Here is a 15,436-nt window from a genome sequence, read left to right on the forward strand (position 1 = left end):
GTAATCTCTTTAAACCTTTCACAAATGCGACACGAATTTACGGTTAATCGCCGCTTAATTTGTGGGCGTTTCTGGCGGTGTGTAGAATGACCACCCTTTTGCCCCTGCCAAGCTGGCGTACGTTCAGCGCGGGAAGCAAGTGGTTGAATTAAAAAGAAATTTGCCCCTTTTTGGGGCAGCCTGGTGAGAAAGTGTCTATGAAAGCAGGTCTGTACCACCCCGACGAATTCAAGGATAACTGTGGTTTCGGCCTGATTGCCCACATGCAGGGCGAACCCAGTCATACCCTTCTACAAACAGCCATTGAGGCACTGACCTGCATGACCCACCGCGGTGGGATCAACGCAGACGGCAAGACCGGCGACGGTTGTGGCCTGCTGATTCAAAAACCTGATCTGTTCTTGCGTGCAGTCGCCAAGCAACAGTTCGGCAGCGATTTGCCCAAGCAATACGCGGTCGGCATGGTGTTTTTCAACCAGGACCCGATCAAGGCCGAAGCGGCCCGCAACAACATGAACCGCGAAATCCTTGCGGCCGGCCTGCAATTGGTGGGCTGGCGCAAGGTGCCCATCGACACCAGCGTGCTGGGTCGTCTGGCGCTGGAGCGTTTGCCGCAGATTGAACAGGTGTTCATCGCCGGTGAAGGCCTGAGCGATCAGGACATGGCGATCAAGTTGTTCAGCGCACGTCGTCGTTCGTCAGTAACCAATGCTGCCGACACCGACCATTACATCTGCAGTTTTTCCCACAAGACCATCATTTATAAAGGCCTGATGATGCCGGCGGACCTCACCGCCTTTTATCCGGACCTCAGTGACGAGCGCCTGCAAACCGCCATCTGTGTGTTTCACCAGCGCTTCTCCACCAACACCTTGCCGAAATGGCCGCTGGCCCAGCCGTTCCGCTTTCTCGCCCATAACGGCGAGATCAACACCATCACGGGCAACCGCAACTGGGCATTGGCCCGTCGCACCAAGTTTGCCAACGACCTGATCGGTGATCTGGACGAACTCGGCCCGCTGGTTAACCGCGTGGGCTCTGACTCCTCAAGCATGGACAACATGCTGGAATTGATGGTCACCGGCGGCATCGACCTGTTCCGTGGCGTGCGCATGCTGATTCCGCCTGCCTGGCAAAACGTAGAAACCATGGACCCCGACCTGCGGGCGTTCTATGAGTACAACTCCATGCACATGGAGCCGTGGGACGGCCCGGCAGGTGTGGTGATGACCGACGGCCGCTACGCCGTCTGCCTGCTCGACCGCAACGGCCTGCGCCCGGCGCGCTGGGTCACGACCACCAACGGCTACATCACCATCGCCTCGGAAATCGGCGTGTGGAACTACCAGCCTGAAGACGTGATCGCCAAAGGCCGCGTAGGGCCGGGCCAGATTCTGGCTGTCGACACCGAAACCGGTCAGGTGCTGGACACCGACGCCATCGACAACCGCCTGAAGTCGCGTCATCCGTATAAGCAATGGCTGCGCAAGAATGCCCTGCGCATCCAGGCCACCATCGATGACCACGACCACGGTTCGGCGTTCTACGACGTCGATCAGCTCAAGCAATACATGAAGATGTATCAGGTCACGTTCGAAGAACGCGATCAGGTGCTGCGCCCACTGGGCGAGCAGGGCTACGAAGCGGTCGGCTCCATGGGCGATGACACGCCAATGGCCGTGCTGTCCCAGCGCGTGCGTACGCCGTACGACTACTTCCGCCAGCAATTTGCGCAGGTCACCAACCCGCCCATTGACCCGCTGCGCGAAGCCATCGTCATGTCGCTGGAAATCTGCCTGGGTGCAGAGCGCAACATTTTCCAGGAATCCCCTGAACACGCCTCGCGCGTGATCCTCAGCTCGCCGGTCATCTCGCCTGCCAAATGGCGCTCGTTGATGAACCTCGACCTGCCGGGCTTTGAGCGTCAGATCATCGACCTCAATTACGACGAGAGCCTCGGGCTCGAAGCGGCTGTGCGCAACATCGCGGATCAGGCCGAAGAGGCTGCCCGCGCGGGCCGTACGCAAATTGTCCTCAGTGACCGTCATATCGCGCCAGGCAAGTTGCCGGTTCACGCTTCGCTGGCGGTCGGCGCGGTTCACCACCGCTTGACAGAAAAAGGCCTGCGGTGTGACAGCAACATCCTGGTCGAAACCGCGACCGCCCGTGACCCGCATCACTTTGCGGTGCTGATCGGCTTTGGTGCGTCGGCGGTGTATCCGTTTTTGGCCTACGAAGTACTGGGCGATCTGATCCGCACAGGCGAAGTGTTGGGCGACCTTTACGAGGTGTTCAAGAACTACCGCAAAGGCATCACCAAAGGCCTGCTCAAAATCCTTTCGAAGATGGGTATTTCGACCATCGCGTCGTACCGCGGCGCGCAGTTGTTCGAAGCCATCGGCTTGTCTGAAGAAATCTGCGAGCTGAGCTTCCGTGGCGTGCCGAGCCGCCTTAAGGGTGCACGTTTTGTCGACCTTGAAGCCGAGCAAAAACTGCTGGCCGCCGAAGCCTGGAGCGCGCGTAAGCCGATCCAGCAAGGCGGGCTGCTCAAATACGTGCATGGCGGCGAATACCACGCCTACAACCCGGACGTGGTTGCTACCCTGCAAGCCGCTGTGCAGCAGGGCGACTACAACAAGTTCAAGGAATACACGTCACTGGTCGACAAGCGCCCGGTGTCGATGATCCGCGACCTGTTGCAGGTCAAAACACTCGATACGCCGCTGGCCATCGAAGAGATTGAACCGCTGGAATCCATCCTCAAGCGTTTCGACTCTGCCGGTATCTCGCTGGGCGCATTGTCGCCCGAGGCGCACGAAGCGTTGGCTGAAGCCATGAACCGGTTGGGCGCACGTTCCAACTCCGGTGAAGGCGGTGAGGACCCGGCGCGGTACGGCACGATCAAGAGCTCGAAAATCAAGCAAGTGGCCACTGGCCGTTTCGGTGTCACGCCGGAATATCTGGTCAACGCCGAAGTGCTGCAAATCAAGGTAGCCCAGGGCGCCAAACCGGGTGAGGGCGGGCAACTGCCGGGCGGCAAGGTCAACGGCCTGATCGCCAAGCTGCGTTATGCCGTACCGGGCGTGACCCTGATTTCGCCTCCGCCGCACCACGACATCTATTCGATCGAAGACTTGTCGCAGCTGATCTTTGACCTCAAGCAGGTCAATCCCAAAGCGCTGGTCTCGGTCAAGTTGGTGGCGGAAGCCGGGGTCGGCACGATTGCAGCCGGTGTGGCCAAGGCCTATGCCGACCTGATCACCATTTCCGGTTATGACGGCGGCACCGGTGCTTCGCCGCTGACCTCCATCAAATACGCGGGCGCACCGTGGGAACTGGGGCTGGCTGAAACCCACCAGACCCTGCGCGGCAACGACCTGCGCGGCAAAGTGCGGGTACAAACCGACGGCGGCCTGAAAACCGGCCTCGATGTGATCAAAGCGGCAATCCTGGGTGCTGAAAGCTTCGGCTTCGGCACCGCGCCAATGATCGCCCTGGGCTGCAAATACCTGCGAATCTGCCACTTGAACAACTGCGCCACGGGTGTGGCGACGCAGAACGAATCCCTGCGTAAAAACCACTACATCGGCACTGTCGACATGGTGGTCAATTTCTTCACCTACGTGGCCGAAGAAACCCGCGAGTGGCTGGCTAAGCTCGGCGTACGCAGCCTTGAACAGTTGATCGGTCGTACCGACCTGCTGGACATCCTGCCGGGCGAAACCGCCAAGCAGCATCACCTCGACCTGACCCCGTTGCTGGGCAGCGACCACGTGCCTGCCGACAAGCCGCAGTTCTGCGAAGTGGACCGCAACCCGCCGTTCGACAAAGGCCTGCTGGCCGAGAAAATGCTCGACATGGCACGCCCGGCGATCAACGACCTGAGCGGTGCCGAGTTTGAACTCGATATCTGCAACTGCGACCGTTCGATTGGCGCGCGGATCTCCGGTGAAATCGCTCGCACCCATGGCAATCAGGGCATGGCCAAGGCACCGATCACGTTCCGCTTCAAAGGGACGGCAGGTCAGAGCTTTGGTGTGTGGAACGCCGGTGGTTTGAACCTCTACCTGCAAGGCGACGCCAACGACTACGTAGGCAAAGGCATGACGGGCGGCAAGCTGGTGATCGTGCCGCCGACTGGCAGCGTCTACAAAACCCAGGACAGTGCGATCATCGGCAACACCTGCCTGTACGGCGCCACGGGCGGCAAGTTGTTTGCCGCTGGTACGGCGGGCGAGCGTTTCGCTGTGCGCAACTCGGGCGCCCACACCGTTGTGGAAGGCACGGGCGACCATTGCTGCGAATACATGACGGGCGGCTTTGTCTGCGTACTGGGCAAAACCGGTTACAACTTCGGTTCGGGCATGACCGGCGGTTTCGCCTACGTGCTGGATCAGGACAACACGTTCGTTGACCGGGTGAACCACGAGCTGGTTGAAATCCAGCGCATCAGCGGCGAAGCGATGGAAGCCTACCGCAACCACCTGCAACACGTGCTGGACGAATACGTCGAGGAAACCGACAGCGAGTGGGGCCGCAACCTCTCGGAAAACCTTGATGATTACCTGCGTCGTTTCTGGATGGTCAAGCCCAAGGCTGCCAGCTTGAAATCGTTGCTTTCCAGCATCCGTGCCAACCCGCAGTGATATGCGCCTGAAGAGTGTGATGAGGTTTTAACCATGGCTGAACGTCTGAGTAACGACTTCCAGTTCATCGATGTCGGGCGCAAAGATCCGAAGAAGAAACTGTTACGTCAACGCAAAAAAGAGTTCGTGGAAATCTACGAACCGTTCAAACCCCAGCAGTCAGCCGAGCAGGCTCACCGTTGCCTGGGTTGCGGTAACCCGTACTGTGAATGGAAATGCCCTGTGCATAACTTCATTCCCAACTGGCTCAAACTGGTGGCCGAGGGCAACATCCTCGCCGCCGCCGAGCTGTCGCACCAGACCAACACCCTCCCTGAAGTGTGCGGCCGGGTGTGCCCGCAAGACCGTCTGTGCGAGGGGGCCTGCACCCTAAACGACGGTTTTGGCGCAGTGACCATCGGTTCGGTCGAGAAGTACATCACCGACACCGCTTTCGCCATGGGCTGGCGCCCGGACATGTCCAAGGTCGTGCCCACCGGCAAGCGCGTCGCCATTATTGGTGCCGGGCCTGCGGGCCTGGGCTGCGCTGACGTATTGGTACGTGGCGGCGTAACCCCGGTGGTTTTTGACAAGAACCCGGAAATCGGCGGTCTGCTGACCTTCGGTATTCCCGAGTTCAAACTCGAAAAAACCGTGCTCAGCCACCGCCGCGAAGTCTTTACCGGCATGGGGATCGAGTTCCGCCTCAACACCGAAATCGGCAAAGACATCAGCATGCAACAGCTGCTGGACGAGTACGACGCGGTCTTCATGGGCATGGGCACCTACACCTACATGAAAGGTGGCTTTGCCGGTGAAGACCTGCCAGGCGTGCACGATGCGCTGGACTTCCTGATTGCCAACGTCAACCGCAACCTGGGCTTTGAAAAGTCGCCGGACGATTTCGTCGACATGAAAGGCAAAAGGATCGTGGTTCTCGGGGGCGGTGACACGGCCATGGACTGCAACCGCACCTCCATCCGCCAAGGCGCCAAGTCCGTGACCTGTGCGTACCGTCGTGACGAAGCCAACATGCCGGGTTCGCGTAAAGAGGTGAAAAACGCCAAGGAAGAAGGCGTGAAGTTCCTTTACAACCGTCAGCCAATTGCCATTGTGGGCGAAGGTCGGGTGGAAGGCGTGAAAGTGGTCGAAACGCGTCTGGGTGAGCCTGATGCCCGTGGGCGCCGCAGCCCTGAGCCGATTCCGGGTTCTGAAGAGATCATCCCGGCGGATGCCGTGATCATCGCCTTCGGATTTCGCCCGAGCCCGGCACAGTGGTTTGAACAATTCGACATCCAGACCGACAGCCAGGGCCGCGTCATTGCGCCCGAGCAGTCGTCGTTCAAACACCAGACCAGCCACCCGAAGATCTTCGCCGGTGGTGACATGGTGCGTGGATCAGACCTCGTAGTGACCGCAATCTTTGAGGGCCGTACAGCGGCCGAAGGGATTCTGGATTACCTGGGCGTCTGACCCGGCATTCACCTGCCCCTTTCTCTGCGGGAGAGGGCGCGGGTTGAGGGAAAAGTGCTCGCCCTTGCGCGTCAAATCGCCTCGATAGATAAAAGGCACGGCTCTTGCCGTGCCTTTTGTGTCCGTCTCTGAGAAAATGCCCGCACTTTTTTTCCGGATGCTGACATGACTGATCTCAAGAATGACCGTTTCCTTCGCGCTTTGCTCAAGCAACCCGTTGACGTAACGCCTGTGTGGATGATGCGTCAGGCCGGTCGCTACTTGCCGGAATACCGTGCCAGCCGCGCCAAGGCCGGTGATTTCATGAGCCTGTGCAAGAACGCCGAGTTCGCGTGCGAAGTCACCATGCAGCCTCTGGACCGCTTCCCGCAGCTTGATGCGGCGATCCTGTTCTCCGACATTCTGACCATTCCGGATGCCATGGGGCAGGGGTTGTATTTTGAAACTGGCGAAGGCCCACGCTTCAAAAAGGTGGTCAGCACCCTGGCCGACATCGAAGCTTTGCCGATTCCGGACCCGCAAAAAGACCTCGGTTACGTAATGAACGCGGTCAGCACCATCCGCAAGGAACTCAACGGCCGCGTGCCACTGATCGGTTTCTCCGGCAGCCCGTGGACGCTGGCCACCTACATGGTCGAAGGCGGCTCGTCCAAAGACTTCCGCAAAACCAAAGCCATGCTCTACGACACCCCTCAAGCGATGCATTTGCTGCTCGACAAGCTGGCGCAGTCGGTGACGTCGTACCTTAACGGCCAGATTCTGGCGGGCGCACAAGCGGTGCAGATCTTCGACACGTGGGGCGGCAACCTGTCCTCGGCGGCCTATCAGGAGTTCTCCCTGGCCTACATGCGCAAAATCGTCAGCGGCCTGATCCGTGAACATGAAGGCCGTAAAGTGCCGGTCATCCTGTTCACCAAAAACGGCGGCCTGTGGCTCGAAAGCATTGCCGACGCAGGTGCGGACGCATTGGGTCTGGACTGGACCTGCGACCTGGGCGAAGCCCGCCGTCGCGTTGGCAACAAAGTTGCCTTGCAGGGCAACATGGACCCGACCGTGCTGTACGCCAACCCGGAAGCCATCCGCACTGAAGTCAAACGTATTCTGGCCAGCTACGGCAAGGGTTCTGGGCACGTGTTCAACCTCGGTCATGGCATCACGCCTGAAGTGAAACCCGAACACGCTGGCGCCTTTATCAGCGCAGTGCACGAGTTCTCGGCGCAATACCACGTTTAAGTATTTCGCTAACTTCCAATGCCCGGCTAATGCCGGGCATTTTTGTTAGTGGTGACTTTGTAATGCAGTGCCGATGTGGGCGTACATATAAATAGCGCTGATTGCATTAAAGTCATGGATTAAACACTCCAAAGCCTAAGACTTTTCCTGCTTGAAATAGCGTGACCGCTTACAGATTAATCGTTGTAAGACGGTAAAATCTCCCACCTCTCGGGTAGGTGTTGACTGAACTTAAACTGCAATTAAGGAAAATATTGAAGGAATTTTCTTTGTGTTATGTAGTTTTGGTTTTGAGCGTTAAATGTTCATCGTGTTGAGTTATTTGTGGTCGTGCATTGAATATATGCGCGCCATTTTTTGTCTTAATAAAAATTAAGAGGGGATTTAATATGACGTCTTCACGCTCCAGGTCTTTGACGTTGACCGGCTGCGTTTCTTCGTTAACGCTGATGGCGGCGATGTTTGCATCGCAGCAAGTAGCGGCGCATGGCTATATGGACAGCCCGCCTTCCCGCGCTTACGCCTGCAAGCAAAAGCTGAATGCAAACTGCGGCCCCGCCGAATATGAGCCTCAAACCGTTGGCGAAGCGCCTAAAGGCTTTCCGGCATTGGGCCCGGCTGATGGCAAGATTGCCAGTGGCGAAAACGCCATGTTTGCAGCGATGGATGCCCAGTCCCCGGATCGCTGGCATTTGACCGAAATCAGCAACCGCAATACCGAGTTCAGCTGGTTTTTCACAGCGGCCCACAAAACCACCAAGTGGGAATACTTCATTACCAAAACCGGCTGGAACCCCAACCTGCCGCTGACCCGTGATGCCTTCGAGCTGACGCCGTTCTGCAGCGTAGAGGGCGGCGGCGCTGTGCCGATCGAAGGTGCGGCGGGTGGCAATGGCCAGATCAAGCAGAAGCACGCGTGCACCATTCCGGGCGATCGTAGCGGCCATCACATCATCTTGGGTGCCTGGACAGTTGATGACACCGGCGCATCGTTCTACGACGTTGTTGACGTGAATGTCACGGCCGAAGCCGAGCACGAGCCCGACCCTGATGGCTGGAAGCGTGTCAGTGAGCTGGCCCCAACCCAGGCACTGTTGCCAGGTGATTCGGTCAAGGCTCGTGCGTTTACCGGGAGCTCCGAAAGCGCTGAGTACAGTTTCTCGGTAGGCATCGATTCGGTTGAAGAAGGCAAGCCGCAAAACTGGTCGCTCAAATTGGCTCAGGCAATCAATGCGGCTGACAAATCGGTGCGTGCAGGCATTCGTAATGCTGAAGGCAACATTGAACCGATCAAGGGCACCAACATCTTCTACGTTAAACCGGAAACGGGCGTGACCAGCTATCAAATGCTGACCACCATGGTTCCGGACCCTGCTGCGTACATGCATGTGCATGACGTTAAACCGGAGTATGCGCTGGAAAAAGGCAAAGGCAATGTAGGCTTCACATTGATGACCAACAAGGATATCAACGTTGATGCCACCGTTTACGATGCCAACAACAAGTCCGTCGGCACCGTCAAACAGACCCTGAATGCATCCACCGAACAAGTCATTGTCCCTGTGATTAGCGCACCGGGCGTGCATACCTTGAAGTTGATTGCCAGCAGCCAGGACGGTCGTGAAAACTTCCAGGAAGCCAAGTCCCTTAACCTGACGGGCGATGGCGCCGAGCACGACTTCGATGCTGTATTCCCTGAAGGTATGAAGGACTACAAGGCAGGGATTAAAGTGTTGCATCCACGAACCAATAAGGTCTACGAGTGCAAGCCTTTCCCTTTCTCCGGGTACTGCTCTCAGTATTCGAAGACGGCCAATGGCTTTGAGCCGGGTGTCGGATCGAATTGGGCTGATGCCTGGACGGAACTGAAGTAAAGCGGTTGAAGACCGGGCCGTTTTACAAGACGGCCTGGTCTTCTTGTTCGCGATTAAGATGAAAGAGAGCGAGAATTTTTTTAAATTTTCGAGGCTGACGCTGTGAATCATTCGACGTATTCATATTTACAGAAATGGTTACATGCTATTTCGATGATTATTAGTGCGTGGTTGATGTCGTCGGGGTATTACGCGGCGTTGATATCCCGTTCCGTAGACGTTAAAGGTGCCATCAGTACTTTTAATGTCGCGTTGGCCACCCTGTTTGCTCCTGTGTTCTTTTTTCGAATGTATTTATCGTTCGGTCAAGGGTACGCCGATGTTTTCAGATCAGGAGATGCTATGCGTTATGCGGCGTTTCTTGTTCACAACCTGATGTATTTAACGGCCTGCGTCGTCATCGTCTCGGGATTTCTGATGAGGAATCGCGAGATCGATATATTCGGCCTGTTTTACCTGCCTGCCGTAATAACAGACCTGCAACTACGTGGATGGTTTTCCTTTTCTCATACCTGGGGCTGTTGCGTATTGGCGCTGCTGCTGGTCGTGCATGTCGTGGCGGTCATCAAGCATCAACTTGCTGGCAAATTGATTCTCAAGGGCATGTTTTCCTAAGCCTTTCCACGTGTCGACACATCAATGACAGCTCATACAGCATGCGGACGGTCAACGTTGGGTAGTTCAGCATTCGTTTTTACCCGTTCCTTTCGGCTGGTCCTGAGGGCTTGTCTGGTGGCGTTGCCTTTGAGTGCGGGAGGCTGGCATCTCTGGCAAGAGTGGTCGTATCGCATGTCATTACCCGACCTGATCGTTTTGAAACCTCTTGAAGCCGCCGCCCCTTTGACACCGGTTGCGTTCAGCCCGGATGCCATCGCGACGGTACTGGGCTTTGCACCACAAGGCGCAGCTGTGCGTAGCGCCGAGGCCCTGACGCTGCGCGCGAGCCTGGTTTCCAGCGAGGGACAGTCCCGTGCGCTATTGGCGGGTGCCAACGAGGCTCGTTTCTACGGGGTGGGCGAACGCTTGCCGGGCGGCAGTGTTTTACGCCGTATTGAAGTGTCCCGCGTGGTGCTTTGGCGCAATGGCCGGGAAGAAAGCCTGGTTCTCGAATCCGCCGGGCAGTACCTGCTGCCGGTCACACGTGCTGATGCCCCCAAGGCGCAGCCCGCTTCCACTTATTTGCGGCCCGTTGCCGAACAACCTTAGAGACTCACCATGAACAGGCCAGACAGGTTCGGCATCGGCCGCTTCTTACTGCGTAGCACGCTTTGCACCGCGCTTTTTTTCGCAAGCTCGACGCTCGCTCAAGAGCAATCGTGGCAACTGGCGATGAAAGACGCCGAGTTACGCGATGTGGTACAGCAAATGTCCAGTGTGCTGGGCGCTACGGTTGTGCTCGACCCGCGTGTCCAGGGGCGCATTACTGTGATCTCTGATCAGCCACTCAATCGTGAAGGCGTGCGCAACTTGTTCTACGCGGTGCTGGAGGCCCAAGGCTTTGCCGTGGTCGATCAGGGTGAGCGTTTATTGATAATTCCGGCAGCTGACGCCAAAACCCGGGCCAGCACTGCCGACACCCGGCAAGCGCTGAATGAGGAATTTGTCACCCAAGTCATTGAATTGAACACCAGCGTCGCCGCCGATTTGTCCGGGTTGCTGCGGCCACTTGTGTCTAACAATGGCTATGTCGGGCCTTCGACATCAGCCAATGCGCTGATCGTCACTGACACGGCGAGCAATATCGAGCGTATTGCCCAGTTGGCCAGACAACTGGACGCCGGCGGGCAGTTCGGGCATTCGGTTATTGAGCTGCGCCATGGCCTGGCCAGCGACATTGCGGGCGTGATCGAGAAAACCCTCGACAAAAAGAACACCGGTGGCGGTCAAGTGATTGCTGACAGCAGTTCCAATCGTCTGGTGATTATCGGCACGGAGCCGGTGCGCATGCGCTTGAATACCCTGGCCCACTCGCTGGATAAGCCCGCCACAATCAAGCAAGAAAATGCACGCGTGATTCGTCTGCGTCACAGCGATGCGAAACAGCTGGCCGAGGTGTTGGCGGCTGTCGGGCAGGGCGTACATCAAAATGCTCCGCTGGGGGGCGCGACACCCGCTGTGACTCAACGCGAAGCAATGGTGGCGGCTGATATCAGCCAGAACGCACTGGTCATCATGGCCGACCCGGCACAGGTGCGTTCGCTGGAGGCCATCGTCAAACAGCTCGATCAGCCTCGCTCACAGGTCTTGATCCATGCCGCCATTGTTGAAATCTCTGGCGACATTACCAAAACCCTTGGCGTGCAATGGGGCGTGAACACCGGCGCTGGTCAAGGCGCGATCACCTTCCCGGGGACCAATATTCAAATCGGCCAACTCTCCGATAGCAACGCGCAGTTGCCTGAAGGGGCGGTCTTGCAGATCGGCAGCGATCGGTTTAATGCCTTGATTTCTGCACTGGCCAGCGATGCCAACAACAATGTGTTGTCCACCCCGAGCCTGCTTACCCTGGACAATCAGGAAGCCGAAATTCTGGTCGGGCAAAACGTACCCTTCAAGACCAGCAGCTACGTTCCGCCCAGCGAGGGTTCGCAAACCCCGGTCACCAACTTCACCCGTCAAGACATCGGCATCAGCCTCAAGATCAAGCCGCACATCAATGACGGTTCTTCATTGCGCCTGGAAGTCGAGCAAGAGAGTTCCGAGCTTGCCCCTTCGCTCGAAGGTTCCAGCGACCTGATCACCAACAAGCGGAAACTCAAGAGCACCATCCTGGCCGAGGACGGTGAAATCATCGTGATCGGCGGTCTGATTAAAGACAGCGTGCGCACCCAAGTCAGCGGCGTACCGCTCTTGCGCAGCATCCCGTATCTTGGGGCGCTGTTTCGCTGGAACAAAGACACCCTGACTAAAACCAATTTGATGGTCTTCCTGCGCCCGACCATCGTGCGCAGCAAGGAAGACATTCACGGCCTGAGCCAAAAGAGCTACGACGCGTTGCGCTCACTCAGCCAGCCTGTAGCCAAAGCCAACAACACGTTGCTGCTGCCCCGCGATCCGCAACAGCTGTTTGACGGCAACCTGTCGACGCCTGCTCAGCCATGAGCGAATCCACTCCACGTTTGCCGTTCAGTTTTGCGCGGCGTTTTGGCGTCGTACTGGAGGCGGCTAGCACCCCGGCCACACTGTTGATGCGCAGTGACACCCCGTTGAGCGTAGTGGCCGAAGTGCGGCGCAAGGTCGCCACAGCGCTGGTGCTCAAGCGGGTTTCGGACGCCGAGTTCAATACCGCGCTGGCCAGTACCTACAGCGCAGGTCAGAGCGCCGCCGAGCAAGTCGCGCTTGGCCTGGACAGTGAGCTGGACCTGATGAGCGTGGCCGAACAGGTGCCGCAAACTGCCGACTTGCTGGAGCAGGAAGGGGACGCCCCGATCATCCGTCTGATCAACGCGTTGCTGCGCGAAGCCATGCGTGAGAAAGCTTCCGACGTGCACCTCGAAACGTTTGAACATTACCTGTCGGTGCGCATGCGCATTGATGGTCAACTGCGCGAAGTGCTCAGGCCAAAGCGTGAACTGGCCAATTTACTGGTGTCGCGCATCAAGGTTATGGCCCGGCTGGACATCGCTGAAAAGCGCGTCCCGCAAGATGGCCGTATCAGTTTGCGCCTGGCCGGTCATGAAGTGGATGTACGCGTCTCGACCTTGCCTTCGTCCCACGGCGAACGGGTCGTGATGCGATTGCTCGACAAACAGGCGGGCCGACTGGACCTCCAATGCCTGGGCATGCCCGCCGATACGCTTGCCTGCTTTGAGCAGGTGCTGGCCCGTCCCCACGGGATTTTCCTGGTGACGGGGCCGACCGGCTCGGGCAAAACCACCAGCCTGTATGCCGCCCTGAGCCATCTCAATCACGCTTCGCGCAACATCCTGACCGTTGAAGACCCTGTGGAGTATCACGTGCCGGGCATTGGCCAGACGCCGGTCAACACCAAGGTCGACATGACCTTTGCTCGCGGCTTGCGGGCGATTTTGCGTCAGGACCCGGATGTGGTCATGGTCGGCGAAATCCGTGACCGGGAAACCGCCGACATTGCCGTACAGGCCTCACTGACCGGGCACCTCGTGTTATCGACCCTGCACACCAACAGCGCCATCGGGGCCGTTACCCGACTGGTCGACATGGGCGTCGATGCGTTTTTGCTGGCCTCATCGCTGGTCGGGGTGTTGGCCCAGCGTCTGCTGCGCACTTTGTGCCCCGCATGCAAGGTGCCGTACACCGCCGACCCGGCTGTGTGTACACGGCTGGGGCTTGATCCGCAGGCGGCCGTGACCCTGTATCGGGCTCATGGCTGTGACCATTGCCAACAAGGGTATCGGGGGCGTATCGGGATTTACGAGTTAGTGCGGGTGACCCCGGCGTTGGCGGGCCTGATTCATCAGGGCGCCAGCGAGGCGCAGTTAACGCGCGAAGCGCGCGGGGGCTCGCTGAGCTTGTTTCAGGATGGTCAACGGCGGGTACTCGAAGGCCTCACCAGCCTTGATGAACTGCTACGCGTCACCCAGGAAGACTGAGCATGCCTGCTTTCGACTATCACGCGCAGGATGCCAATGGCCGCACGTGCCGGGGCCAGCAGCACGCGGACAGTGCACGGCATGCGCGGCAGTGCTTGCGCGAACGTGGCTTGCGTCCGCTGCAGGTGAGCGAGGCCCGCGGCGGCCGGACGGCGGGGCGTTTCGGGCAGGCCGGGACGCGGCTGGGCGTGCCCGGTCTGGCCCTGTTGACCCGTCAATTGTCGACGCTGGTTCATGCCGGCCTGCCCCTTGAAGAGGCCTTGCTGGCCGTCGCTGCGCAAACCGACAAGCGCAAGGTCGGCAGCTTGCTGGCAGCGGTGCGCAGCCGTGTCCTGGAAGGCCATTCGCTGGCCACCGCGCTGTCGGGGTTCCCCCGTGCATTCCCCGAGCTGTTCTGCACCACCGTCGCGGCGGGTGAACGCAGCGGTCATTTGGGGCACGTGCTTGAACAATTGGCCGACTACACCGAAGCACGTCATGCCGCGCGCCAGAAGATCCAGCTGGCGCTGGTGTACCCGATGATCTTGTTGTTCGCGTCCCTGGCCATCGTCGGATTTTTGCTGGGGTATGTCGTTCCGGATGTCGTGAAAATTTTCGTCAACAGCGGCCAGGCCCTGCCCGTGCTCACCCAGGCCATGATTGCCCTGAGCACAGGCTTGCGCAGCTACGGCTGGCTATTACTGATCCTCGTGATCGTGGGGGCGGGTGCCGCACGCTGGGCCTTGCGCCAGCCCCGGCTGACCGTGCGCTGGCATAGGCTGCTGCTCAATGCGCCTGTGGTGGGCGGCGTACTGCGGGCAATGGAAGCGGCGCGCTTTGCCAGTACCTTGTCGATCTTGGGCAAAAGTGCCGTGCCGTTGGTGGATGCGCTTGAAATCTCGGCCACGGTTATCGCCAACCTGGCGATCCGCCAACGCCTGCACGAGGTCGCCCGTTCGGTGCGTGAAGGCGGGACCCTGGCCCGGGGTCTGGAACGCAGCGGGGATATCCCGCCCATGATGCTGCACCTGATCGCCAGCGGTGAACGTGCCGGTGAGCTGGACAACATGCTGGCCCGGGCCGCCGAACAACAGGAGAAAACCCTCGCCGCCCGCGTCGCCCTGGTGGTGAGCCTGTTCGAGCCCATCATGCTGGTGCTCATGGGCGGCGTCGTTTTATTGATCGTCATGGCCATCTTGCTGCCCATTCTTAGCCTCAATCAACTGGTGAACTGACTGATGAAAACCTCCTCCAAATCCACTCAACGCGGCTTCACCCTGATCGAAATCATGGTGGTCGTGGTCATCATCGGCGTGCTCGGCGCCATTGTGGTACCGCAATTCATGAGCCGCCCGGATCAAGCCAAAGTCACGGCGGCACGCACAGACATTCAGGCCATCTCCACGGCGCTGGAAATGTACCGCCTGGACACCTTCAACTACCCCTCCACCCAGCAAGGCCTCGAAGCGTTGAGCGCACGCCCGTCCGGAACACCGCTGGCCAAAAACTGGAACCCTCAGGGTTATCTGAAAAGTCTGCCACTCGACCCTTGGGGCACGCCCTATCAATATGCCAACCCCGGCACCCATTCGGCCGGTTACGACCTCTTCTCCTTGGGCGCTGATGGCGTCGCCGGCGGCGAAGGGTTTGCAGCCGACATTGGTAACTGGAGCGAGTGAGC

At 58.6% G+C, this 15,436-nt stretch carries 10 protein-coding genes; all 10 read left to right on the top strand.

All coding sequences use genetic code 11. The features are described 5' to 3' along the window. The first annotated feature begins 197 nt into the window (after positions 1-197). The 10 genes from gltB (at position 198) to gspG (ending at position 15,434) form a co-directional block, all read left to right on the top strand. A complete protein-coding gene (gltB, locus tag HBN68_RS19955; RefSeq protein WP_169965858.1) occupies positions 198-4,646 on the top strand; it encodes a glutamate synthase large subunit in 4,449 nt (1,482 codons plus the stop codon). 33 nt (positions 4,647-4,679) lie between these two features. After that, positions 4,680-6,098, top strand: a complete 1,419-nt coding sequence (locus HBN68_RS19960; protein WP_169965861.1) for an FAD-dependent oxidoreductase — start codon at positions 4,680-4,682, stop codon at positions 6,096-6,098. 165 nt (positions 6,099-6,263) lie between these two features. Further along, positions 6,264-7,331 carry a uroporphyrinogen decarboxylase gene (hemE, locus tag HBN68_RS19965; protein WP_047279886.1) on the top strand — a complete coding sequence of 356 codons (1,068 nt, stop codon included), beginning with the start codon at positions 6,264-6,266 and terminating at the stop codon, positions 7,329-7,331. 389 nt (positions 7,332-7,720) lie between these two features. Continuing rightward, positions 7,721-9,205 carry an N-acetylglucosamine-binding protein GbpA gene (gene gbpA / locus HBN68_RS19970; RefSeq protein ID WP_169965863.1) on the top strand — a complete coding sequence of 495 codons (1,485 nt, stop codon included), beginning with the start codon at positions 7,721-7,723 and terminating at the stop codon, positions 9,203-9,205. A gap of 102 nt (positions 9,206-9,307) precedes the next feature. Beyond that, a complete protein-coding gene (locus HBN68_RS19975) occupies positions 9,308-9,820 on the top strand; it encodes a cytochrome b/b6 domain-containing protein (protein ID WP_169965865.1) in 513 nt (170 codons plus the stop codon). Positions 9,821-9,994: 174 nt separating this feature from the next. Beyond that, complete coding sequence (locus HBN68_RS19980) at positions 9,995-10,411, top strand: type II secretion system protein N (RefSeq protein ID WP_094993685.1); 417 nt, start codon at positions 9,995-9,997, stop codon at positions 10,409-10,411. Between the two features lie 9 nt (positions 10,412-10,420). Then, entirely contained in the window at positions 10,421-12,307 is a 1,887-nt protein-coding gene (gene gspD, locus HBN68_RS19985) for a type II secretion system secretin GspD (protein WP_169965867.1), read from the top strand. Then, positions 12,304-13,776 (top strand): type II secretion system ATPase GspE, encoded by a 1,473-nt coding sequence (gspE, locus tag HBN68_RS19990; protein ID WP_169965869.1) that lies wholly within the window; start codon positions 12,304-12,306, stop codon positions 13,774-13,776. The genes gspD and gspE overlap by 4 nt, the downstream gene beginning before the upstream one ends. Before the next feature lie 2 nt (positions 13,777-13,778). Next, positions 13,779-14,990, top strand: a complete 1,212-nt coding sequence (gene gspF, locus HBN68_RS19995) for a type II secretion system inner membrane protein GspF (protein ID WP_169965871.1) — start codon at positions 13,779-13,781, stop codon at positions 14,988-14,990. A gap of 3 nt (positions 14,991-14,993) precedes the next feature. Continuing rightward, positions 14,994-15,434 carry a type II secretion system major pseudopilin GspG gene (gene gspG / locus HBN68_RS20000; protein WP_169965873.1) on the top strand — a complete coding sequence of 147 codons (441 nt, stop codon included), beginning with the start codon at positions 14,994-14,996 and terminating at the stop codon, positions 15,432-15,434. Positions 15,435-15,436: the final 2 nt, after the last annotated feature.

It is taken from the genome of Pseudomonas sp. WS 5078 (genome assembly GCF_012985745.1).
Lineage (GTDB): Bacteria > Pseudomonadota > Gammaproteobacteria > Pseudomonadales > Pseudomonadaceae > Aquipseudomonas > Aquipseudomonas lundensis_A.

Excerpts from the sequence above, each read along its gene's own strand:
- gltB (WP_169965858.1), top strand. The coding sequence starts at position 198 with ATGAAAGCAGGTCTGTACCACCCCGACGAATTCAAGGATAACTGTGGT.
- HBN68_RS19960 (WP_169965861.1), top strand. The coding sequence starts at position 4,680 with ATGGCTGAACGTCTGAGTAACGACTTCCAGTTCATCGATGTCGGGCGC.
- hemE (WP_047279886.1), top strand. The coding sequence starts at position 6,264 with ATGACTGATCTCAAGAATGACCGTTTCCTTCGCGCTTTGCTCAAGCAA.
- gbpA (WP_169965863.1), top strand. The coding sequence starts at position 7,721 with ATGACGTCTTCACGCTCCAGGTCTTTGACGTTGACCGGCTGCGTTTCT.
- HBN68_RS19980 (WP_094993685.1), top strand. The coding sequence starts at position 9,995 with ATGTCATTACCCGACCTGATCGTTTTGAAACCTCTTGAAGCCGCCGCC.
- gspD (WP_169965867.1), top strand. The coding sequence starts at position 10,421 with ATGAACAGGCCAGACAGGTTCGGCATCGGCCGCTTCTTACTGCGTAGC.
- gspE (WP_169965869.1), top strand. The coding sequence starts at position 12,304 with ATGAGCGAATCCACTCCACGTTTGCCGTTCAGTTTTGCGCGGCGTTTT.
- gspF (WP_169965871.1), top strand. The coding sequence starts at position 13,779 with ATGCCTGCTTTCGACTATCACGCGCAGGATGCCAATGGCCGCACGTGC.
- gspG (WP_169965873.1), top strand. The coding sequence starts at position 14,994 with ATGAAAACCTCCTCCAAATCCACTCAACGCGGCTTCACCCTGATCGAA.